The sequence below is a fragment of the Pseudomonas sp. 3296 genome (assembly GCF_031456615.1).
GTDB classification, from domain to species: domain Bacteria; phylum Pseudomonadota; class Gammaproteobacteria; order Pseudomonadales; family Pseudomonadaceae; genus Aquipseudomonas; species Aquipseudomonas mucoides.
In genome coordinates, this window is the sequence record NZ_JAVDUY010000002.1 from 581,843 (window position 1) to 603,024 (window position 21,182).

The window sequence follows — 21,182 nt, forward strand, 5'->3', positions numbered from 1 at the left end:
CTCGAATCAATTTGTTACTTTTTTGCGACTTCAGCGCCGCCTTCCGACAGACCCAGGTCAGCCAGTGCTTTGGCTGCGACTTTGGCTGGCAGTGGGATGTAACCGTCTTTCACTACAACTTCCTGGCCCTGTTTGGACAGAACCAGTTTCACGAACTCGGCTTCCAGCGGGGCCAGAGGCTTGTTCGGGGCTTTGTTGACGTAAACGTAGAGGAAACGCGACAGCGGGTATTTGCCGTTCAGTGCGTTTTCTTCGCTGTCTTCGATGAAGTCAGTGCTGCCCTTCTTGGCCAGAGCCACAGTCTTCACGGAAGCCGTTTTGTAGCCGATGCCCGAGTAACCGATGCCGTTCAGCGAGGAGCTGATCGACTGCACGACCGAAGCCGAGCCAGGTTGTTCGTTCACGTTTGGCTTGTAGTCGCCTTTGCACAGGGCTTCTTCTTTGAAGTAGCCGTAGGTGCCGGATACCGAGTTACGACCGAACAGTTGAACCGGCTTGTTGGCCAGGTCGCCGGTCACGCCCAGGTCGCCCCAGGTTTTGACGTCGGTTTTAGCGCCGCACAGACGAGTGGACGAGAAGATCGCGTCGACTTGTTCCATGGTCAGGTGCTGGATCGGGTTGTCTTTGTGAACGAAGACAGCCAGGGCGTCCACGGCAACCGGGATAGCGGTTGGCTTGTAGCCGTACTTCTGCTCGAAGGCAGCCAGTTCGGTGTCCTTCATTTTGCGGCTCATCGGGCCCAGGTTAGAGGTGCCTTCAGTCAGCGCAGGTGGCGCGGTGGCGGAGCCAGCGGCCTGAATCTGGATGTTTACGTTCGGGTATTCTTTTTTGTAGTTCTCAGCCCAGAGGGTCATGAGGTTGGCCAGGGTATCGGAGCCGACGCTGGACAAGTTGCCCGATACACCAGTGGTCTTGGTATAGGCCGGAATTGCCGGGTCAACACCAGCGGCCACCGCGTGGGCAGTCGCGACGCCAGCAGCGACAAAAGTCATTGCCGCCATCAAACGCTTCAGTTTCATGCCTTACTCCTAGCAGATAGGGTGTGTTAAGTCGGGGCCAAGTATCAGCAGGCCGTGTGAACACTCTATGGCTGAAATATGACAATTGGATGAAAGGCCAGCATTCGGCTTTTTTGCAGGATATTTCGCGTTGCTCCATTCGCGAGCAGGCTCGCTCCCACAAGGAAAACTATTTCAATGTGTGCGAGCCTGCTCACGAAGGTGCCAGTGCAATCGATGAAGAATCCGGCTTAACGCCCTTTCTTCCAGAGATACCCACCCACCAAAATCCCGACCCCGCAAATGATCGCCACATAATAGGCAGGCCCCATCGGGCTCTCCTTCAGCAGCAACGTCACCACCATCGGCGTCAAACCACCGAAAATCGCGTAGGCCAGGTTGTACGAGAACGACAACCCGCTGAACCGCACCACCGCCGGGAAGGCCTTCACCATCACATACGGCACCGCGCCGATGGTGCCCACCAGCAAACCGGTCAAGGCATACATCGGAAACAGCCAGTCCGGGTGATTGAACAGGCTGTGATAGAACGTCCACGAGCTGATCAGCAACGCGGCGCTGCCAAACACGAACACCCGCCCGGCACCAAAGCGATCCGCCAGCGCACCGGACGCCACACAACCCAGGCTGAGGAACACAATCGCCAGGCTGTTGGCCTGCAACGCCGTGGTCGGCGAGAAGTGGTAAACGGTCTGCAACACGGTCGGGGTCATCAGGATGACTACGATGATGCCGGCGGACAGCAGCCAGGTCAGCAGCATGGAAATCAGGATCGCCCCGCGATGGTCACGCAGTACGGCGCGCAGCGGCACTTCTTCAGCCAGGGCCTTGCGCAGTTGCAGTTCGGCGAACACCGGGGTTTCGTGTAGCCAGCGGCGCAGGTACACCGAGAACAGGCCGAACACACCCCCGAGCAGGAACGGGATCCGCCAGGCGTAATCCGAGACTTCCACGGGGGTATAGATGCTGTTGATCGCCGTGGCGACCAGCGAGCCCAGCAGAATGCCTGCCGTCAGACCGCTGGTCAGGGTGCCACAGGCGTAGCCGATATGCCGTTGCGGCACGTGTTCGGAAACGAAGACCCACGCGCCGGGCACTTCACCGCCAATCGCCGCGCCTTGAATCACCCGCATCAGCAGCAAGAGGATCGGTGCCCACAGGCCAATCTGCGCATAAGTAGGCAGCAAACCCATGATCAGGGTCGGTACCGCCATCATGAAGATGCTCAGGGTGAACATCTTCTTGCGTCCCAGCAGGTCGCCGAAATGCGCCATGACGATGCCGCCCAGCGGGCGCGCCAGGTAGCCGGCAGCGAAAATGCCGAAGGTCTGCATCAGCCGCAGCCACTCGGGCATGTCCGCCGGGAAGAACAGTTTGCCCACCACCGTGGCGAAGAACACGAAGATGATGAAGTCGTAGAACTCCAACGCACCGCCCAGGGCAGACAGCGATAGCGTCTTGTAGTCGTTGCGGGTCAAGGGACGTGCGGGTTGAGTCGGCTGCGCGATGCTCGAGGGCGCTGTGGTCATGGCAAGGGCTTCTCTTATAGTCGAATCTGCAACCTCAACAACGCTGGCGGAGGCTTGGGCAGGTCCGGCACCATAACAAATTGTTCGAAAAAGCACATAGAGGTGCGTTTTTGACAGTCAAAATGAGAACCCGGCGGTCGTCTCGGAGTCTACCGACCGATATACTCGGGATCTTGCAACAGTTTGAAAGGGTTGCTGTGCGAAGACGCTGCTGGCTCTACCAGTCGATTTCGCAGAGTTTCCCTTTAGGCGCCTTACGAAAAACGTGACGAACGTAGTATGTTCGGGGCTGAATCGTTTTTCTTGAAAGCGGCTATTCACCTGAAGTACCAATGAAGAGTCACGGGTCAGAGGCACCCCCGGCATGATAGAGCTCGAACAAGAAGATCCAATCCCGCAAGGCGACCTGGCCCTGCAAATCACTGCGCTTCCTCGCGAAACCAACGGCTTCGGCGATATTTTCGGCGGCTGGCTGGTGGCACAGATGGATTTGGCCGGCACCGCCATGGCCAGCAAGGTTGCTGGCGGGCGCGTTGCCACCGTTGCGATTGATCGCATGGCGTTCCTGGTTCCGGTTGCGGTGGGCGCTCAGCTCTCCTTTTATACCCAGGCTCTGGAAATCGGCCGCAGCTCGATCAAGATGATGGTCGAGGTCTGGAGCGACGATCCGCTGTCCAGCGAGTGGCGTAAAGTGACTGAAGCGGTGTTCGTGTTCGTCGCCATCGACGGCAGCGGCCGTACTCGCTCGGTTCCGCCCCGCGCGCGTTAAACGCTGCGACGGTTTTGCGGTCCATTGCAGTCATTGTTCCCGATCGAGAGTTGTCCCATGAACACGCCCAACGTTGAAGCCGTGAAACTGGATGAACTGAACTGCTGGCGCATCCGCCACGGTCAGGCAGAATTGCTGGTCGCCCAGCAAGGCGCGCACATCCTCAGTTATCAACTGGCCGGCCAACCGCCGCTGATCTGGCTCAACGACGAGGCCGTGTTCAAGACCGGCAAGAGCATTCGCGCCGGCGTGCCGGTGTGCTGGCCGTGGTTCGGCAACTTTGCACGCAACCCGCAGAGCGTCCAGGCAATGCGCGTCAGCAATGAAGCGCCGAGCGCCCACGGTTTTGTCCGGGCGATGGATTGGGAGCTGGGCGGCATCGAAGCCGAAGGCGAAAGCCTCAAGGTGGAATTTGTCCTGCCCTACCCTGAAGGTGGCTTTGCGCAATGGCCGCATCAGGTGGATTTGAAGCTGAGCATCCGTCTGGATGAGCAACTGCATATCAGCCTGACCAGCCACAACCAGGGCACGGATACCGTCACCCTCAGCCAGGCGCTGCACAGCTATTTCGCGGTCAGCGATGTTCGTAATGTGCAGGTTGAAGGGCTGGATGGCTTGAGCTACATCGAGACGCTGGATGACTGGAACACTGTCACTCAGTCTGGTGACCTGCATTTTACCGGCGAGACCGATCGCATTTACCTCGATCCCCCGATGACGCTGAGCATTGTCGATCCGGCGTGGGAGCGACGCATCGAGCTGACAAGCAGCGGATCGCGCGCAGCGGTGATCTGGAACCCGTGGATCGAGCGTGCGGCGGCGTTCAGCGACATGGCAGACGATGGCTGGCAGCGGATGCTGTGCATCGAGACGGCGAACGTGATGGGTGATGTCGTGACACTGGCACCGGGTGCCAGCCATACCTTGGGCGTGAGCATCGCCAGTAAACCCCTTTAAGCCACACCACAGAACAACTGTAGGAGTGAGCCTGCTCGCGATGAGGCCATAACATCCAACATCAATGTTGACTGTTACACCGCCATCGCGAGCAGGCTCGCTCCCACAGTTTGATCACCTACAGATCCGATTCCTTCACTACCCGCACCTTCGCCGCATCCAGCGCATACGCCGCGTCGGCCAGGTCGTTGCTGACCGTCTCGATCTTCAACGTGCCGGTTACCCACAGCGGCGTGTAGATGTCATCCAGCTTCAACCCTTTCGGATAACGCACCAGCACCAACTGGTTTGGCGGCGGTGGTGGCACGTGGATGCAGGCGCCCGGGTACGGCACGAGGAAGAACAGCGTGCTGCGACCCTTGGCGTCGGACTCCAGCGGCACCGGGTAACCACCGATGCGGATGTTCTTGTCGTTCATCGACGGCACGGTCTTGGTCGAATACATCACCGCCGGCAAGCCTTTGCTCTGCTTCATGCCACCTTTCGCCGTAAAGGTACCATCGCCTTCAGGGGAGTTGTGGTCAATTTCAGGCATGGCTTCGAGGGCTTTCTGATCCGACTTGGGCATCAGTTCCAGCCAGTCGGTTTCCGGCAGTTCGCCGGCATGGGCCAAACCACTGCCCAGAAAAAGGAGAGTCAACAGAAGACGGCGCATTGAGGTGCTCGGTAAAGGAAGGGCGATAAGTCGCCGAGCATTCTAGCCCTCTCTGCGTGCGGCGCAGAGGGGGCTTTGTCGCTTTGGATCAGTTCTTTTTGATCAAACCGTAGATCACCAGCAACACCACCGCGCCAACCAGCGCACCGATGAAACCAGCACCTTCGCCCGCGTGGTAGATGCCCAGAGCCTGGCCGCCGTAAGTAGCCGCCAGCGAACCGCCGATACCGAGCAGGATGGTCATGATCCAGCCCATGCTGTCATCGCCCGGTTTCAGGAACCGAGCCAGCAGGCCGACGATCAAGCCGATAAAGATGGTTCCGATAATTCCCATGGCATTTCCCTCTGATTGGTTGGTTATGCGAAAGCCTAGTCAGACTTTCACATCCTGCCATGAGAGAACGGCGGCCCCAGAATGGTTCCGCCGCTGCCACATGAAACTATTTTACTCAGCGATGAGCGCTTCGACTTTGAGGATCTGTGCCGCCAGCGTCTCGCGGTCTGCACAGCGCAGGTTGGCGTGACCGACCTTGCGACCGGCCTTGAACGCCTTGCCGTAGTGGTGCAGATGGCAATCGGCAATTGCGATCACCTTCTCAACCGGCGGTACAACGCCGATGAAGTTGAGCATCGCGCTCTCACCGATTTTGGCCGTCGAACCCAGCGGCAGACCGGCAACGGCGCGCAAGTGGTTTTCGAACTGGCTGCACTCGGCGCCTTCCGTGGTCCAGTGCCCGGAGTTGTGCACGCGCGGGGCGATTTCGTTGGCCTTGAGACCACCGTCGACTTCAAAGAATTCGAACGCCATCACGCCGACATAATCCAGCTGCTTGAGCACACGGCTGGAATAGTCTTCCGCCAGGGCTTGCAGTGGGTGATCGGTGCTGGCCACGGACAGCTTTAGGATGCCGCTGTCGTGGGTGTTGTGAACCAGAGGATAGAAACGGGTTTCGCCATCGCGAGCACGCACGGCGATCAGCGACACTTCGCCAGTGAACGGCACGAAGCCTTCCAGCAGGCAGGCAACGCTGCCCAGCTCGGCGAAGGTGCCGACCACGTCTTGCGGTTTGCGCAGGACTTTCTGGCCCTTGCCGTCGTAACCCAGGGTGCGGGTTTTCAGCACGGCCGGCAGACCGATGGAAGCCACGGCGGCGTCCAGATCGGCTTGCGACTGGATGTCGGCGAACGCCGGGGTCGGAATCCCCAGGTCCTTGAACATGCTCTTCTCGAACCAGCGATCACGGGCGATGCGCAGGGCTTCAGCGCTCGGATAAACCGGGACGAATTGTGACAGGAACGCGACGGTTTCGGCCGGGACGCTTTCGAACTCGAAGGTCACCAGATCGACTTCATCGGCGAGCTGACGCAGGTGATCCTGATCGCCGTAATCGGCCCGCAGGTGTTCGCCCAACGCGGCTGCGCAAGCATCCGGCGCGGGGTCCAGGAAAGCGAAGTTCATGCCCAGCGGAGTACCCGCCAGCGCCAACATGCGACCCAACTGGCCGCCACCGATTACACCGATCTTCATCGTCAACAACCTCAGGCGATGCGTGGGTCTGGATTGTCCAGGACGCTGTCTGTCTGCTCAGCACGGAAAGTTTTCAGCACTTCGTGGAACTGCGGATGCTTGGCGCCCAGGATGCTCGCCGACAGCAGCGCGGCGTTGATCGCACCAGCCTTGCCGATGGCCAGGGTCGCAACCGGGATGCCGGCCGGCATCTGCACGATGGACAGCAGCGAATCGACGCCGGACAGCATCGCCGACTGCACCGGCACGCCCAGCACCGGCAGGTGGGTCTTGGCCGCACACATGCCTGGCAAATGGGCTGCGCCACCGGCACCGGCGATAATCACCTCAATGCCACGGGCCTCAGCCTCTTCGGCGTACTGGAACAGCAGGTCCGGGGTGCGGTGGGCAGAGACCACTTTCACCTCGTAAGGGATGCCGAGCTTTTCCAGCATATCGGCGGTGTGGCTAAGGGTGGACCAATCGGACTTGGAGCCCATGATCACGCCAACCAGTGCACTCATCGTCGTGCCTCTTCTCTCTGGGCGCCCGCAGGCGCGTCAAAAAACAACAAGCCACGCAGGATGCGTGGCTTGATTGTACGAATTATGGCCGGGCGAACCGGCCGAAGGCCGCGCAGTATACCGTAATGACACAGATAAACAGCCCCCGAAACGACCATCTGTCATACGGCGCAAAGGGCCGGTTTTATTGACTTGCGAGTCAGCCAACTACACCACAAATCCCTTGTGGGAGCGAGCCTGCTCGCGAAGGCGGTGTGACAGTCAACTTAGATGTTGAACATGAGTGCGCTTTCGCGAGCAGGCTCGCTCCCACAGGGATGGTCGGTGTGTTCAAGTGCCTTGCGCGGCGCCGCCTTCGAGCTTGCGCCACAGCAATCGCACGTTGGCCTTGCGCACCAGTGCGCAGCGGTACAGGCGGATCTCCAGCGGCACATGCCATTGCGGACCACCGCAGACCACTAGCTCACCGCGCGCCAGCTCCGCACGCACGCTGAGTTGCGGGACCCAGGCAATTCCCAGACCTTCCAGCGCCATGCTTTTCAGGCTGTCGGCCATGGCCGTTTCATAAATAGTGGTAAACCGCAGCGCCCGCTGGCGCAGCAGCATGTTCACCGAGCGACCGAGAAACGCGCCGGCGCTGTAGGCGAGCAAAGGCACGCTGCCCTCGCCCTCCAGATCGAACAACGGCTTGCCGTGCGCATCCGCCGCGCACACCGGGAGCATTTCGGTATGGCCGAGGTGCAGCGAAGGGAAGATTTCCGGGTCCATCTGCAACGCCGCATCCGGGTCGTAGAACGCCAGCATCAAATCGCACCCGCCTTCCCGCAGCGCATGCACCGCGTCGCCGACGTTAGTCGCGACCAGACGCGTCGCGATGTTCAAACCTTCGTTACGCAACTGCGCGATCCAGCGCGGAAAGAAGCCCAGCGCCAATGAGTGAGCGGCGGCGACTTGCATGACTTCGCCCTGCCCGCCTTCGAGGTGATGAAGATGGCGCAGTACTTCGCCCAACTGCTCGACCACGGTCCGCGCCGTCACCAGAAACAATTGCCCCGCCGCCGTCAGCTCGATAGGCGTGCGCGAGCGATTGACCAGTTGCAGCCCCAGCGCGGCTTCAAGGCTGCGGATCCGCCGGCTGAACGCCGGTTGCGTCACGAAGCGTCGTTCCGCAGCCTGGGAGAAGCTGCGAGTGGCGGCCAGGGCGCTGAAGTCCTCAAGCCATTTACTTTCCAGATTCATCACGCCCTCCCGGACACGCACCAATTTAGGTCACACGCTCGCCACACACGCGGCGTCACATGGGCATTATGCCGAATGTGCATAGGCCAGTGTTTAACAGCATTGGCCGAAAATTCTCCACAAGCCTAGCATTTGCAGTGTTCCGGCACAGACCGGGTCCATATCGAGATGATTTCTATCATGTCCTCCGCTGCATCTTTCCGCACAGAAAAAGACCTGCTTGGCGTACTCGAAGTACCTGCTCAAGCGTATTACGGCATCCAGACCCTGCGAGCGGTGAATAACTTCCGCCTCTCGGGCGTTCCGATTTCGCATTACCCGAAGCTCGTTGTCGGTCTGGCGATGGTCAAACAGGCCGCCGCTGACGCCAACCGCGAACTGGGTCACCTGAGCGAAGCCAAGCATGCTGCCATCAGCGAAGCCTGTGCACGTTTGATCCGCGGCGACTTCCACGAAGAGTTCGTGGTGGACATGATTCAAGGCGGCGCTGGCACTTCGACCAACATGAATGCCAACGAAGTCATCGCCAACATCGCACTGGAGGCCATGGGTCACCAGAAAGGCGAATACCAATACCTGCACCCGAACAACGACGTGAACATGGCGCAGTCGACCAACGACGCCTACCCGACTGCGATCCGCCTGGGTCTGCTGCTGGGTCACGACGCATTGCTGGCCAGCCTCGACAGCCTGATCCAGTCGTTCGCCGCCAAAGGTGAAGAGTTCAGCCACGTCCTGAAGATGGGTCGTACCCAGCTGCAAGACGCCGTGCCGATGACCCTGGGCCAGGAATTCCGTGCCTTCGCCACGACCCTGGGCGAAGACCTGGCGCGTCTGAAAACACTGGCACCCGAGTTGCTGACCGAAGTGAACCTGGGTGGTACGGCGATCGGTACCGGCATCAACGCCGACCCGCGTTACCAGCACCTGGCCGTTCAGCGCCTGGCACTGATCAGCGGTCAACCGCTGGTTCCGGCCGCCGACCTGATCGAAGCCACGTCCGACATGGGCGCCTTCGTACTGTTTTCCGGCATGCTCAAGCGTACCGCGGTCAAACTGTCGAAGATCTGCAACGACCTGCGCCTGCTGTCCAGCGGCCCACGCACCGGCATCAACGAAATCAACCTGCCAGCGCGTCAGCCAGGCAGCTCGATCATGCCAGGCAAGGTCAACCCGGTTATTCCGGAAGCCGTTAACCAGGTGGCGTTCCAGATCATCGGTAACGACCTCGCGCTGACCATCGCGGCCGAAGGCGGCCAGCTGCAACTGAACGTGATGGAGCCGCTGATCGCGTTCAAGATCTTCGACTCGATCCGTCTGCTGCAACGCGCCATGGACATGCTGCGCGAGCATTGTATTACCGGCATCACCGCGAACGAAGAGCGTTGCCGCGAACTGGTCGAGCACTCGATCGGTCTGGTCACCGCACTGAACCCGTACATCGGCTATGAAAACGCCACCCGCATCGCCCGTATCGCCCTCGAAAGCGGCCGCGGCGTGCTGGAACTGGTGCGCGAAGAAGGTTTGCTCGACGACGCCATGCTCGCCGACATCCTGCGCCCGGAAAACATGATTGCTCCGCGTCTGGTTCCGCTTAAAGCCTGAACCGACGCGTTACTTGTAGCACCGCTCACCAGGTCGAGGGACTAGACACCTCTCACCTTTTGAGGGCTTGGGGATATTTCCCCAGGCCCTTTTTTTTAACTTTTGAAAGAACAACCGTCTTCTGTAGGAGTGAGCCTGCTCGCGATGCAGGTACTGCGATATTTCAGTTACACCGTGTAATCGTTTATCGCGAGCAGGCTCACTCCTACACAAGCCTGACGCAAAAATGTCAGGTGTTTCAAAGGCTTCCCGTTATCGCTTGCACCACAACTGTGCAGACGGACGGCATTCTCCTAGGTATAGTGCCGCCCCTCTTCGCATGAGCGGTCGTCGGTAACGAGGCCCAACCCCATGCGAACCCCGAACTAATAACAAACCTGCGAAATGGGACCGGGACGAACACGCGCCTCACCTTATGTGCCACGCGCACAGCGGTGTAACGCGATGTTTCTACCTGCCCAACATTTGCCTACACAAAAAACAGCGAGGAATAATCCATGCTCGAAGTCATTAACGACTTCCTCTCAGGGAAAGTACTGATCGTGCTCATTGTCGGGCTCGGTAGCTACTTCACGATCCGCTCGCGTTTCGTTCAATTGCGTCACTTCTTCCACATGTTCTCGGTGTTCGGCGATAGCCTCAAAAGCAGCGCCGGCCAACTCAGTTCGTTCCAGGCCCTGATGCTCAGCCTCGCCGGCCGTGTCGGTGCCGGCAACATCGCCGGTGTCGGGATTGCCGTGACCCTGGGCGGGCCCGGTGCTGTGTTCTGGATGTGGGTGACCGCGCTGGTCGGCATGTCCAGCAGCTTCTTCGAATGTTCCCTCGGCCAGCTCTACAAGCGCTGCGATTCCGACGGCACCTACCGCGGCGGTCCGTCCTACTACATTCAGCATGGCCTGCAAAAACGCTGGCTGGGCATGATCATGGCGTTCCTGCTGCTGATCACCTTCGGCTTCGCCTTCAACGGCCTGCAATCCCACGCCGTGACTCACTCGCTGAACAACGCCTTCGGCCTCGACACCACTTACACCGGCATCGCGCTGGCGGTATTGCTGGGCCTGGTATTCATCGGCGGGATCAAGCGCATCGCCAAGGTCGCCGACCTGCTGGTGCCGGTGAAAACCCTGGTCTACATCGGCGTGACCATTTATGTGATCGTGCTGCAATTCGATCATGTCCCGGCAATGTTGATGACCATCGTTAAAAGCGCATTCGGTCTCGACCAGGCGTTTGGCGGCCTGATCGGCAGCGCGATTGTCATGGGCGTGAAGCGTGGCGTGTTCGCCAACGAAGCGGGCCTGGGCAGTGCGCCTAACGTGGCAGCCGTGGCGTCGGTCGAGCACCCGGTTGCTCAGGGTGTCGTTCAAGCGTTCAGCGTGTTCCTCGACACCTTCGTGATCTGCACCTGCACCGCGCTGCTGATTCTGCTCTCGGGCTTCTATACCCCGGGTTTCGAAGGCGATGGCATTGCCCTGACCCAGAACTCGCTGGCCGCCGTGGTCGGTGACTGGGGCCGGATGTTCATTTCCGTGGCCCTGTCGTTGTTCGTGTTTACCTCGATTCTCTACAACTACTACCTGGGCGAGAGCAACCTGCGTTTCCTGATCGGTGAAAACCGCAAGGCGCTGATCGGCTACCGCGCATTGGTGTTGGTGTTGATCTTCTGGGGCGCCATCGAAAACCTGAGCACCGTGTTCGCCTTCGCCGACATCACCATGACCCTGCTGGCGTTCGTGAACCTGATCGCGCTGTTCCTGCTGTTCAAGGTCGGCATGCGCATCCTGCGTGACTACGATGACCAGCGTGCTGCCGGGATCAAGACCCCGGTGTTCGATTCGAGCAAGTTCCCGGATCTGGACCTGGACCTGAAAGCCTGGCCGGCCAACCCGCCAGCGGCGGCTGCCAAGGCAGAAGCCGAGCCACAAGGCGTACCCGCAGCGCAACGCTGATCGGTTAAAGTGCGGTATCCCATGTGGGAGCGACGGTGCGACGATTCGACTTGCTCGCTCCCACAGGAACTCATTGTTCTCGGAGAACTTCCATGAATTCCTCGACCTACCCTGCCGCCCAGCACGTCATGGTGCTCTACACCGGTGGCACCATCGGTATGCAAGCCAGCGCCCATGGCCTGGCCCCGGCGTCCGGTTTCGAAACGCGGATGCGTGAATACCTGCACAGCCAGCCTGAACTGGTGGTGCCGCAGTGGCGCTTTCGCGAGATGTCACCGCTGATCGACAGCGCCAACATGACCCCGACGTACTGGCAGCAACTGCGCGAAGCCGTGGTCGACGCTGTTGATGTGCAGGGCTGCGACAGCGTGCTGATCCTGCACGGCACCGACACCCTCGCCTACAGCGCGGCGGCCATGAGTTTTCAACTGCTTGGCCTGCACGCCCGCGTGTGTTTCACGGGCTCGATGCTGCCGGCCGGCGTAACCGACAGCGATGCCTGGGAAAACCTCAGCGGTGCGCTGGTTGCCCTTGGCCATGGCCTGGCGCCGGGCGTTCATCTGTACTTCCACGGCGAACTACTGGACCCGACCCGTTGCGCGAAAGTGCGCAGTTTCGGTCGCCATCCGTTCAAGCGGCTTGAGCGTCAGGGTGGCGGTGTGAAAGCTGCTTCCCTGCCGACATCGCTGACCTATAACCAGCCCAAGCAACTGGCTAAAGTCGCTGTACTGCCGTTGTTCCCTGGTATCGGCGCTGAGATTCTTGACGGTCTGTTCGCCAGCGGCATTCAGGGTCTGGTGCTGGAGTGCTACGGCAGTGGCACCGGCCCGAGTGATGACTCCGAGTTTCTCGCCAGCCTGGAGCGGGCGCGGGACGAGGGTGTTGTGGTTGTTGCGGTGACGCAATGCCATGAAGGTGGCGTTGAGCTGGACGTGTATGAGGCTGGCAGCCGTTTGCGTGGCGTTGGCGTGCTGTCGGGTGGCGGCATGACCCGCGAGGCGGCGTTCGGCAAGTTGCATGCACTGTTGGGTGCGGGGCTGGATAACGCAGAAGTGCGTCGCCTCGTAGAACTCGACCTCTGCGGCGAACTCATCTGACACCACTCAACCCCTGTAGGAGCCGAGCTTGCTCGGCTCCTACAGGTTCTTCGCTCGGCATATAACTTGCTGCGCTCCGGTCACCCCAAGGCTGGAAGCCACCCATGCTCCACTCCCACCTCACCACCCTCAACGCCGTCTCTCTGGTCCTTAACACCTTCAAGGATCAAGGCCTGTCCAGCGAAGACTTGCTCGCCGGAAGCGGCATCAGCGCGGCAGACCTGAACCGGGCGGACACGCGCATCACCACCAATCAGGAGATGCAAGTCTGCGCCAACGCAGTCGCGCTCAAGCGTGACATCGGCCTGGAACTGGGCAGGCGAATGCACGTTTCGTGCTACGGCATGCTTGGTTATGCGTTGCTCACCAGTGCCACCTTCGGTGACGCTTTGCGCTTGGCGATGCGCTATCCGGCGCTGTTGGGAACACTTTTCGAGCTGAGCCTGGAAGATGACGGCGAGCGTGTCTGGTTCGTCGCGGCGGATTACCGGGAAAGCCCGGCGATGGCGGTGTTCAATGCCGAATTTTGTCTGGTGTCGTTGAAAGTGATCTGCGACGACCTGCTCGGTCATCCGCTGCCGCTGCTGGCCGCGCGTTTCGAACACACCGCGCCGGACTATCAGGCCACCTACGCCGAACATTTCGCTTGCCGGTTGAGCTTCGAGGCGCGGGACAACGCATTTGCGTTCGATCGCAACTGGCTCGACCAGCCTTTGCCGCTGGCCGATGCCATCACCCACCAAGCCATGGTGGACCGCTGCCGCAAGCAGAACACCGAATTCACCGGACGTCAGGCGTGGCTGGGGCGGATTCGGCAATTGCTTCGTGCGCAATTGAACGCAGCGCCGGGACTGGAAGGCTTGGCCCTACAGATGAATTGCTCGGCGCGCACCTTGCGCCGCCATCTCAAGGACCTGGGGTGCAGCTATCAGGAATTGCTCGATGAACTGCGCTTCGAGCAGGCCAAGCAGATGCTCTGTGAGGATCAGCTGCCGATCTACCGGATCGCCGAGGCGCTGGGCTTCAGCGAAACCGCGAGTTTCCGCCATGCGTTTGTGCGCTGGAGTGGTGTGGCACCGAGTCAGTTTCGGCCACACCGATAACCCTCGCCACAGGGGTTCCATTCCATGCCCAATGCTGGAGCACTTCCGCGCCAATAAAGGGCGAATTCCGGTCAGATCTTTTGGCCATATCCATCCCCTTTTGGCCTTTCCTGCCGTTCTCCGAATCGCGCTGCGCCGCAAGACTGTGTTCAACCGAATCAGCCTGCGGAGAACAAGAAATGCTGACGATCTACTCGGACGATCACCACCTGCACCACGGCCGTTGCGAATTGATAGACGGGCAACTCAAGCCCTGCTTCGAAATGCCGTCGCGTGCCGACCATGTGTTGCAACGCGTAAAAAATCAGAACCTCGGCCCGGTCGAAGCGCCGCAGGATTTCGGGCTCGACCCGATCGCACGCATCCACAGCCGCGACTACCTCGACTTCTTCAAAGGCGCCTGGGCACGTTGGACCGAATTCAATACCGACGGCGATTTGCTGCCCTACACCTGGCCGGCCCGCACCCTGCGCGCCATCAAACCCACCAGCCTGCATGGCCAACTCGGCTATTACAGCTTCGACGGCGGTGCGCCGATCACCGCCGGCACCTGGCAAGCGGCCTACAGCGCAGCGCAAGTGGCCCTCACCGCGCAAGCCGCCATCCAGCGCGGCGCTCGCAGTGCCTTTGCCCTGTGCCGTCCACCGGGACACCACGCCGCCAGCGACTTGATGGGCGGTTATTGCTACCTCAACAACGCGGCCATCGCCGCTCAGGCGTTCCTCGATCAGGGCCACAAAAAGGTCGCGATCCTCGACGTCGACTACCACCACGGCAACGGCACCCAATCGATTTTCTACGAGCGCAGCGACGTGCTGTTCACCTCGATCCACGGCCACCCGGAAGCCGAATTCCCGTTCTTCCTCGGCTATGAAGACGAGCTCGGCGAAGGCGCGGGTGAAGGCTTCAACTTCAACTTTCCTCTGCCCGCCGGCTCTGGCTGGGACACCTGGAGTGCAGCGCTGGATCAGGCCTGCCAGGAAATCGAAAACTACGGCGCCGACATTGTGATCGTCTCCCTGGGCGTCGATACGTTCAAGGACGATCCCATCTCTCAATTCAAACTCGACAGCCCCGACTACCTGGCCATGGGCGAGCGCATCGCGCGTCTGGGCAAGCCGACGCTGTTCGTGATGGAAGGCGGTTACGCGGTAGAAGAAATCGGCATCAATGCCGTGAACGTACTCGAAGGTTTTGAAAGCGCCCAATGAGGAATTAGAACAATGAACAGACTCAAGCGTTTTATCGTTCCGGCCCTGGGTGCCTTGGTGCTCAGTGGCGCTGCACACGCTGAAGAGCGAACGTTGCGCGTCTACAACTGGTTCGACTACATCACCCCCAAGGCGCTGGAAGACTTCAAGGCCCAGAACACCCAGACCAAACTGGTCTACGACATTTTCGACACCAACGAAGCGCTGGAGGCCAAGCTGCTGACCGGTAACTCCGGTTACGACGTGGTGGTGCCGTCCAATGTGTTCCTCGCCAAGCAGATCGAAGCCGGTGTGTTCCAGCCGCTGGACCGCAGCAAGTTGCCGAACTGGAATCACCTCGATCCGAAGCTGATGAAGCTGATCGAAGCCAACGACCCGGGCAACAAGTTCGCCGTGCCCTACATGTACGGCACCATCCTGATCGGCTTCAACCCGGACAAGGTCAAAGCCGCTCTGGGCGACAACGCGCCGGTGGACAGCTGGGACCTGATCTTCAAGGAAGAGAACATCAGCAAGCTCAAGCAGTGCGGCGTCGCCCTGCTCGATTCGCCGTCGGAGATCCTGCCGCTGGCCCTGCAACACCTCGGCCTCGACCCCAACAGCAAAAAGCCTGCGGACTACGACAAGGCTGAAGCCCTGTTGATGAAAATTCGTCCGTACATCACCTACTTCCATTCTTCGAAATACATGGCCGACATCGCCAACGGTGACATCTGCGTCGCGGTCGGTTACTCCGGCAGCTTCTCCCAGGCGGCCAACCGCGCCAAGGAAGCCAAGAACGGCGTGATCGTCGACATGCGCCTGCCCAAGGAAGGCGCACCGATCTGGTTCGACATGCTCGCGATCCCAAAAGGCGCGAAGAACCCGGAAGACGCCTACACCTTCATCAACTACTTGCTGCAACCTCAAGTCATCGCGCCGGTCAGCGACTTTGTCGGTTACCCGAACCCGAACAAGGACGCCACGGAACTGGTCGACCCGGCGATCCGCAACAACCCGAACCTGTACCCGACCGAAACGGCGATGGGTACGCTGTACACCCTGCAACCGTTGCCGCGCGATGCCGAGCGTGCACGCACACGAGCCTGGACCAAGATCAAGTCCGGGACCTGATACCCGACTCAAAATCGAAGGCCCGCGGCGACGCGGGTCTTTTTTTTGCCTGCGATATTTATGTACCACCTGACACTTTGGGCCGCCCGATACCTTCCACTGATCCCGCGCTGCGCAATCAGCAGCGGCGCGTTCTCAGTCAGGAGACGAGCATGTCCGAAACCGTTGCCCCGAGTGCAGAAGAGGTACTGACCCAGTTGGTCACCGGCCCTTCGATCAGAGAGGTCGCAGCGACCGCGCTGAGCCCTGCGCTCAACGCGCTGTATCCGCTGCTGAAGATTGACCCGACGCTTGCCACGGTCGTCACCCCGACCTGGGTCGATACCGGCGACAACGTCGTGCCCGGCACTGACCTGTTTGAATCGCTCACCGATGTGCTGGTACGACTCGGTTTGTCGGGATCGACGGTGACACTCCTCGATGGAGAACATTTCCTCACCCTGCAACCCGGCGCTGAAACGCAGGCTCAACTGCCGGTGAAAATCAATGCCATCGGGTGCCTGCTCAATGCGCTCGCACCGCAGTTGTTCATCGCCTATCAGCAACAGCAGCTTGATTACTGGAACCAGGAGAAAAGCCCTTCGACGCCGCGCTGGCATTCACTCGCACAATCGCTGCAGGACATCTGGAGCCCCGACCCCACCTCGGACTGGGATGCGGATGAAAAAGCCATGGCCCAGGCCGTATTCGATCATCCCGATCGCGCAACCCGGACACAGGACAAGTACCAGACCAAGGCCTGCCTGATCGACACCGATCGGCTGGAGAACGCCGTCAGCGAACACCTGCGCGTTCTGGATATCGCCGTGTTCGTGGGCTCATCGGGCACGCGCACCCTGGTGCTGACGCACTCGATTGCCGAAGGATTCCAGCGTTACGACTCGGTTGCCGCGCTGGGTGAAGCCGTGTTCAAACACCCTGGAACGTCAAGCGTCGAGCAGACCCTGCAATGGCGTCTGTATGAACCCGAGGGCAACTTCTTCCACCACCAGGCCTGCGCGCTGATTGCACTCGAGGTCGAAGCCATCGGTGCATTCGGTGCGGTCCAGCGCGCGTCTGCCACACCTCTTTCGCCACAAATCAGTGCGGCGGCAAAAAGCTTCACTGAATTTGAAGCCCTGCCGTCGTCACGCTTCAACAAGGTTCAGGGACTGCTGACCGGCTGGCTGAAAAACGCTTCGTCAGCGGACCTCACCCGGTATAGCCGACACTTGATGGACCTGGCACAGCTTAGGGAACAGGACGCCGGAAAAACCTTCGACGAGGGCATCGCGTCACTGCCGACGTTTGCGCTGCAGACCCTGCGAGAGCAGATGATCAAGGATCATCCCGCGGCAGCGGACCTGGACCTGCAGGACATTGAAATCAGCATCACCAGCGTCGTGGTACTCGGCGCTGTCGTGATACCCGGCAAGACGCGGACCACCACGCTGTCGCTGATCGAGCTGGCGCTGCAAAACCTGATTGCCGTACCGCTGGGAAACAAGACGGTGAACTGCAAAAACGGCGACGCAGTGCCCGTCTGGATGACCCCTGCCTATCTTGAAAAGCTCGTCACACAGGTCGATATCGGCGGGGTTTACCCGGCGCTGATCAAGCGCAAGTTGCTTGATGATCCGCAACAAGCGCAGCGACGACAGGCCCTCTACACCCGCCATCTGCGCACCCAACTGCCCTTGCAGGCGCTGCAACAGAAGATGCGCGGCGAGGCGGGTATTGATGAACGTGGTTACCAGTACATCAATGCCGTCATGCAGGAAAACGCAGCCGACCGCAGGGTAAACGGGCAGGAGATTGTCATTCGACCGCTGGCCTTTGTGACCGGTGATCACGCCGGCGGCAAAGGCGATGAAGTCGCCAACATGTTCGTCATCGGTCCCAGGCTCACCGATAAAGGACCGTGCCTGCTCTACCGTCCATTGCTCACCCCCTCGTTGATGCAATACCCGAGCGAGGCCAATCTGCTGTACGCCATCAAGCACGAAAAACCGCTTCGCCAATCGATCCTGGCCTGGCTGTCCGACGATGTGCGCTTTAACTATTCCCAGTATGTGTTTTCGGGTGAGTTGCCTTCGGTCTGGACGCTGACCCAATTGCTGGTCGACCCGACTTCAGCCCTGGGCAAGATGGGCGCGGTGACGCTCAGTGCAGCAGCCCTTGATGACACATCGCTGGCCGCCCTGTTCAAGGCCAACGCCAACGCCATGATTAACTTGGCGGACCAACAATCGGTGTCCAATGCGCAAGCCCGCTGGGCAACGCTCAAGCAAGGCACATGGATGCTGTTCAATGTCGCGCTGCCCTTTCTTGGTCGCACCGCCGGGGTGGCCGCGTGGATCTGGCAGATCATGGACGACTTGCAGGACATTACCGATGCCGCAGAGAACGATGACAGCCCACTCGCCTGGTCCGCCCTGACCGATCTGCTGTTGACCCTCGGCATGGTGCTGGCTCATCGCGCTGCCACTCGCAACAAGCCCGTCTCGCGGTTGCCCGAGAAGGTCGAGCCGCCAAGCGCCATAGCCGAAAGCAAGCCTGCGCACACCATCAGGGTCGCTCATCTGCCCGACCTCAATCAGCCTCCCTCCTCCCATGAGGTATCTCTGCACGCCATCGCCACGCTGCCGCCTTCATCTCTGGGCGTCTTGCTTGATGAACTGGCCGTCGCCGAACCCAAAGGAATGGCCGCCGCCTCCAGCGAGCCGGGCCCTCACCAACACCTCGGTTCACTCAAGGGAAAATGGCACGCGAAGGTTGGCCAGCGATGGTTCGAAGTCACCCTCAACGACAATGACGATGTGCAGATCATTGACTCACGCCGGTCTCCCGCCCGCAGGGGGCCGTTGCTGATCAAAAACGCCAGGGGTGAATGGTTTATCGATACGCGGCTGAGGCTCAAGGCCGGGGGCAAGGAGAAAAAACGGCTGGAGCAACAAAACCGGCAACGCCAGGCTGAACTGAAACAACAAATGATTGCGTTCGAAAGCCAGGCCCAAAGCCGCGAAACAGAACTCAAGGAAGCTCAAAAAAACGCCCAGGCAACTACTGCCACCGACACCCATCGCCGCGTGTACCTTGAAATGCTCGACGCACAGATGTCACTCATCAGCGCCAACATTGAGCAGCTGAAAGCCTTCAATGCTCGCGAGGCGATTCCCAATTTCCGAAAAGCAATGATCAGTCGCCTGGATTTCCAGCTGTCGCTGCTGCAACGATGGTTCGTTCAACAGCAACCGGTTTTCGGCAATCAAATGCGCTTTTCCCTCGATCTTCTCGACAACCCGCTAACGGAAAATGCACAGACCACCCGGCAAATCCATCAACTCACCGGCGAGTTGACCGCCAGCTACATCAATAAAATCGAGTCGGCACACGCGTGCTTCGAGCAACTGAACCTGCTCGGCAAGGAAGCCATCGAAGTGATCCGCGACGTCAAAGCCAACATGCCATCGTTCGATCTACAGGACCTCAAACTGTTTCAGATCACACTGGGCCAGGAGTTGTGCCTCGACAATAGCGTTGAGCTTGTACCTGAAGCGCGCCAGGCCCTGGAGAGCGTTGTCGAAAATGCAGGCCTTGCGATTCAGGCCTCACTGGACCTGATCGCTGACGAAGAAGTGCTGCACTTGCCGGAGCGGATCGATGGACTCAGCGACTTGGTGGAGCAACTGACGATCACCGACCAGCGCATCGTCGATCTGCCCACGGAGTTTCCCGGTCAGTTCCTGCAACCACCCCTCGACGTGATGCGCCAACGTCTCGACGGTTTTCAACAGCGCGCCGTGAAGCACCTGGCCGGCTTGCTGCGCGAACGCAAGGCACTAGAGCCGCAGCCCGGCCCTTCCCGCCTGCCGAGCGCTCCCGCCAAGCGAATCATCAAGACCCGCTACAAAGGTACGGTGGTGGGCCAGCCACGTGCCGACTCCGTGATACAGGGGTCAGAACTGATCGACGTGACCTCGGCGTTGACCGGTAAAGTCATCTCGACTTTTCATGAAAAGACCCCCGGGGTCTGGGTTGAAAGAGTGGCCCCGAAACCGGCTCCCCCTGCCGGTATTCAACATGACTTGAGTGCAAGCACCGCTCAAGGCCAGGCATTACTGGAGGGGTTGGACGCGTTCATTCGACGAACGCAGGCCCACTCAAAAGGTGCGCGACGAATACCCGTGGAAATCGAGGAGATGTTTCATCAGCAGGCTCACCGACTGCAGGACGCCGCCAACACAATCGACGCAGCGCTGGTCGCCACCAACTCCACCGAAGGCGGTCCGGGATCGGCCGTCATATTGGTCAAGCAGCTGAACGACGGGGCAACCCGACTCTACAACCAGGGACGCGAGACGCGAATCAACATGACCAAACTACAGCCGCCGACGGCGGAGCGCGTCCGGTGGCTGCAAAGCGAAGGTCAGGTCGATATCGTCAAGAACCCCGGCCGACGCTTGCTCAAAAGCCGTAAAAGAGACTATCTCGAGGAATATGAGGTCCGCGATCACAGCAGCCAAAGTGTTCTGTGGTATGCCCACTTCCACTACGCGGAGCCCGCTTCGCCTGCACAAACCTTCACCGCAGCACACCTGAAAACCGTGCAGCAACGGCTGCTGGGCGGCGCAACCGAGGCTCGCCACACCAACGACGACCTCCAGGCGATCTCGATTTACCGCAGCGAAATAAGTCCGCAACTGGCGACCACCCTGTTCTTCGCAAAAGTGCCGGCTGCGGCCTCAGGGTCGTAAACCGTGCTGAACCCGAGACCCGCATTCGCGGGTCTTTTTTTGCCCGTGATATCTATCTACCACCTCGGATGAGTGGTGCCTGGTTACCTTCGATGCACCCAGAGGCTTTCCCGGCCTCGCCATTGCGTCCAGGTATCCCCCATGAGCAACAACACCTCACTGCCTCAAA

The 21,182-nt window shown here is 59.9% G+C and carries 16 protein-coding genes; 9 read left to right on the forward strand and 7 right to left on the reverse strand.

The annotated features are described in order from the left end of the window. Positions 1-14: 14 nt before the first annotated feature. Together J2X66_RS07155 and J2X66_RS07160 are read right to left on the reverse strand one after the other, a co-directional pair. Positions 15-1,019, reverse strand: coding sequence for a phosphate ABC transporter substrate-binding protein PstS (locus J2X66_RS07155; protein WP_310262633.1), 1,005 nt, complete (start codon positions 1,017-1,019; stop codon positions 15-17). Between the two features lie 230 nt (positions 1,020-1,249). Beyond that, positions 1,250-2,548 (reverse strand): MFS transporter, encoded by a 1,299-nt coding sequence (locus J2X66_RS07160; protein WP_310262636.1) that lies wholly within the window; start codon positions 2,546-2,548, stop codon positions 1,250-1,252. A gap of 364 nt (positions 2,549-2,912) precedes the next feature. Between J2X66_RS07160 and J2X66_RS07165 the strand changes: the two genes are divergently transcribed. Beyond that, positions 2,913-3,317 carry an acyl-CoA thioesterase gene (locus J2X66_RS07165; RefSeq protein WP_007942704.1) on the forward strand — a complete coding sequence of 135 codons (405 nt, stop codon included), beginning with the start codon at positions 2,913-2,915 and terminating at the stop codon, positions 3,315-3,317. A 57-nt stretch (positions 3,318-3,374) separates the two neighbouring features. Then, on the forward strand, positions 3,375-4,274 hold the full coding sequence (locus J2X66_RS07170; protein WP_310262641.1) for a D-hexose-6-phosphate mutarotase: 900 nt from the start codon (positions 3,375-3,377) through the stop codon (positions 4,272-4,274). A 118-nt stretch (positions 4,275-4,392) separates the two neighbouring features. Here the strand turns inward: J2X66_RS07170 and J2X66_RS07175 are convergent, their stop codons facing one another. From J2X66_RS07175 to J2X66_RS07195, 5 genes are all read right to left on the reverse strand, one after another. After that, the gene (locus J2X66_RS07175; protein WP_310262644.1) at positions 4,393-4,929 is read right to left on the reverse strand and encodes a DUF3299 domain-containing protein; all 537 of its coding nucleotides are present in this window, start codon (positions 4,927-4,929) and stop codon (positions 4,393-4,395) included. Between the two features lie 88 nt (positions 4,930-5,017). Further along, positions 5,018-5,263 (reverse strand): GlsB/YeaQ/YmgE family stress response membrane protein, encoded by a 246-nt coding sequence (locus tag J2X66_RS07180; RefSeq protein ID WP_027926291.1) that lies wholly within the window; start codon positions 5,261-5,263, stop codon positions 5,018-5,020. A 111-nt stretch (positions 5,264-5,374) separates the two neighbouring features. Further along, positions 5,375-6,457 carry a 5-(carboxyamino)imidazole ribonucleotide synthase gene (locus J2X66_RS07185; RefSeq protein ID WP_310262649.1) on the reverse strand — a complete coding sequence of 361 codons (1,083 nt, stop codon included), beginning with the start codon at positions 6,455-6,457 and terminating at the stop codon, positions 5,375-5,377. 11 nt (positions 6,458-6,468) lie between these two features. Further along, complete coding sequence (gene purE, locus J2X66_RS07190) at positions 6,469-6,960, reverse strand: 5-(carboxyamino)imidazole ribonucleotide mutase (RefSeq protein WP_008030713.1); 492 nt, start codon at positions 6,958-6,960, stop codon at positions 6,469-6,471. A 330-nt stretch (positions 6,961-7,290) separates the two neighbouring features. Further along, entirely contained in the window at positions 7,291-8,199 is a 909-nt protein-coding gene (locus J2X66_RS07195) for a LysR substrate-binding domain-containing protein (RefSeq protein WP_310262653.1), read from the reverse strand. Between the two features lie 180 nt (positions 8,200-8,379). Here J2X66_RS07195 and aspA point away from each other — a divergent pair, with 180 nt between their 5' ends. The 7 genes from aspA (at position 8,380) to J2X66_RS07230 (ending at position 21,013) form a co-directional block, all read left to right on the forward strand. Next, positions 8,380-9,804, forward strand: coding sequence for an aspartate ammonia-lyase (gene aspA, locus J2X66_RS07200; RefSeq protein ID WP_027926288.1), 1,425 nt, complete (start codon positions 8,380-8,382; stop codon positions 9,802-9,804). Between the two features lie 497 nt (positions 9,805-10,301). Then, on the forward strand, positions 10,302-11,753 hold the full coding sequence (locus tag J2X66_RS07205) for an alanine/glycine:cation symporter family protein (RefSeq protein ID WP_310262657.1): 1,452 nt from the start codon (positions 10,302-10,304) through the stop codon (positions 11,751-11,753). Between the two features lie 92 nt (positions 11,754-11,845). Continuing rightward, complete coding sequence (locus tag J2X66_RS07210) at positions 11,846-12,850, forward strand: asparaginase (RefSeq protein ID WP_310262660.1); 1,005 nt, start codon at positions 11,846-11,848, stop codon at positions 12,848-12,850. A 104-nt stretch (positions 12,851-12,954) separates the two neighbouring features. Continuing rightward, the gene (locus J2X66_RS07215; protein WP_310262663.1) at positions 12,955-13,953 is read left to right on the forward strand and encodes an AraC family transcriptional regulator; all 999 of its coding nucleotides are present in this window, start codon (positions 12,955-12,957) and stop codon (positions 13,951-13,953) included. Between the two features lie 179 nt (positions 13,954-14,132). Then, complete coding sequence (locus J2X66_RS07220; RefSeq protein WP_310262666.1) at positions 14,133-15,164, forward strand: histone deacetylase family protein; 1,032 nt, start codon at positions 14,133-14,135, stop codon at positions 15,162-15,164. A 12-nt stretch (positions 15,165-15,176) separates the two neighbouring features. Next, the gene (locus J2X66_RS07225) at positions 15,177-16,277 is read left to right on the forward strand and encodes a polyamine ABC transporter substrate-binding protein (RefSeq protein ID WP_059181927.1); all 1,101 of its coding nucleotides are present in this window, start codon (positions 15,177-15,179) and stop codon (positions 16,275-16,277) included. A 152-nt stretch (positions 16,278-16,429) separates the two neighbouring features. Next, a complete protein-coding gene (locus J2X66_RS07230) occupies positions 16,430-21,013 on the forward strand; it encodes a dermonecrotic toxin domain-containing protein (RefSeq protein ID WP_310262670.1) in 4,584 nt (1,527 codons plus the stop codon). Positions 21,014-21,182 lie beyond the last annotated feature (169 nt).

Excerpts from the sequence above, each read along its gene's own strand:
- J2X66_RS07155 (WP_310262633.1), bottom strand. The coding sequence starts at position 1,019 with ATGAAACTGAAGCGTTTGATGGCGGCAATGACTTTTGTCGCTGCTGGC.
- J2X66_RS07160 (WP_310262636.1), bottom strand. The coding sequence starts at position 2,548 with ATGACCACAGCGCCCTCGAGCATCGCGCAGCCGACTCAACCCGCACGT.
- J2X66_RS07165 (WP_007942704.1), top strand. The coding sequence starts at position 2,913 with ATGATAGAGCTCGAACAAGAAGATCCAATCCCGCAAGGCGACCTGGCC.
- J2X66_RS07170 (WP_310262641.1), top strand. The coding sequence starts at position 3,375 with ATGAACACGCCCAACGTTGAAGCCGTGAAACTGGATGAACTGAACTGC.
- J2X66_RS07175 (WP_310262644.1), bottom strand. The coding sequence starts at position 4,929 with ATGCGCCGTCTTCTGTTGACTCTCCTTTTTCTGGGCAGTGGTTTGGCC.
- J2X66_RS07180 (WP_027926291.1), bottom strand. The coding sequence starts at position 5,263 with ATGGGAATTATCGGAACCATCTTTATCGGCTTGATCGTCGGCCTGCTG.
- J2X66_RS07185 (WP_310262649.1), bottom strand. The coding sequence starts at position 6,457 with ATGAAGATCGGTGTAATCGGTGGCGGCCAGTTGGGTCGCATGTTGGCG.
- purE (WP_008030713.1), bottom strand. The coding sequence starts at position 6,960 with ATGAGTGCACTGGTTGGCGTGATCATGGGCTCCAAGTCCGATTGGTCC.
- J2X66_RS07195 (WP_310262653.1), bottom strand. The coding sequence starts at position 8,199 with ATGAATCTGGAAAGTAAATGGCTTGAGGACTTCAGCGCCCTGGCCGCC.
- aspA (WP_027926288.1), top strand. The coding sequence starts at position 8,380 with ATGTCCTCCGCTGCATCTTTCCGCACAGAAAAAGACCTGCTTGGCGTA.
- J2X66_RS07205 (WP_310262657.1), top strand. The coding sequence starts at position 10,302 with ATGCTCGAAGTCATTAACGACTTCCTCTCAGGGAAAGTACTGATCGTG.
- J2X66_RS07210 (WP_310262660.1), top strand. The coding sequence starts at position 11,846 with ATGAATTCCTCGACCTACCCTGCCGCCCAGCACGTCATGGTGCTCTAC.
- J2X66_RS07215 (WP_310262663.1), top strand. The coding sequence starts at position 12,955 with ATGCTCCACTCCCACCTCACCACCCTCAACGCCGTCTCTCTGGTCCTT.
- J2X66_RS07220 (WP_310262666.1), top strand. The coding sequence starts at position 14,133 with ATGCTGACGATCTACTCGGACGATCACCACCTGCACCACGGCCGTTGC.
- J2X66_RS07225 (WP_059181927.1), top strand. The coding sequence starts at position 15,177 with ATGAACAGACTCAAGCGTTTTATCGTTCCGGCCCTGGGTGCCTTGGTG.
- J2X66_RS07230 (WP_310262670.1), top strand. The coding sequence starts at position 16,430 with ATGTCCGAAACCGTTGCCCCGAGTGCAGAAGAGGTACTGACCCAGTTG.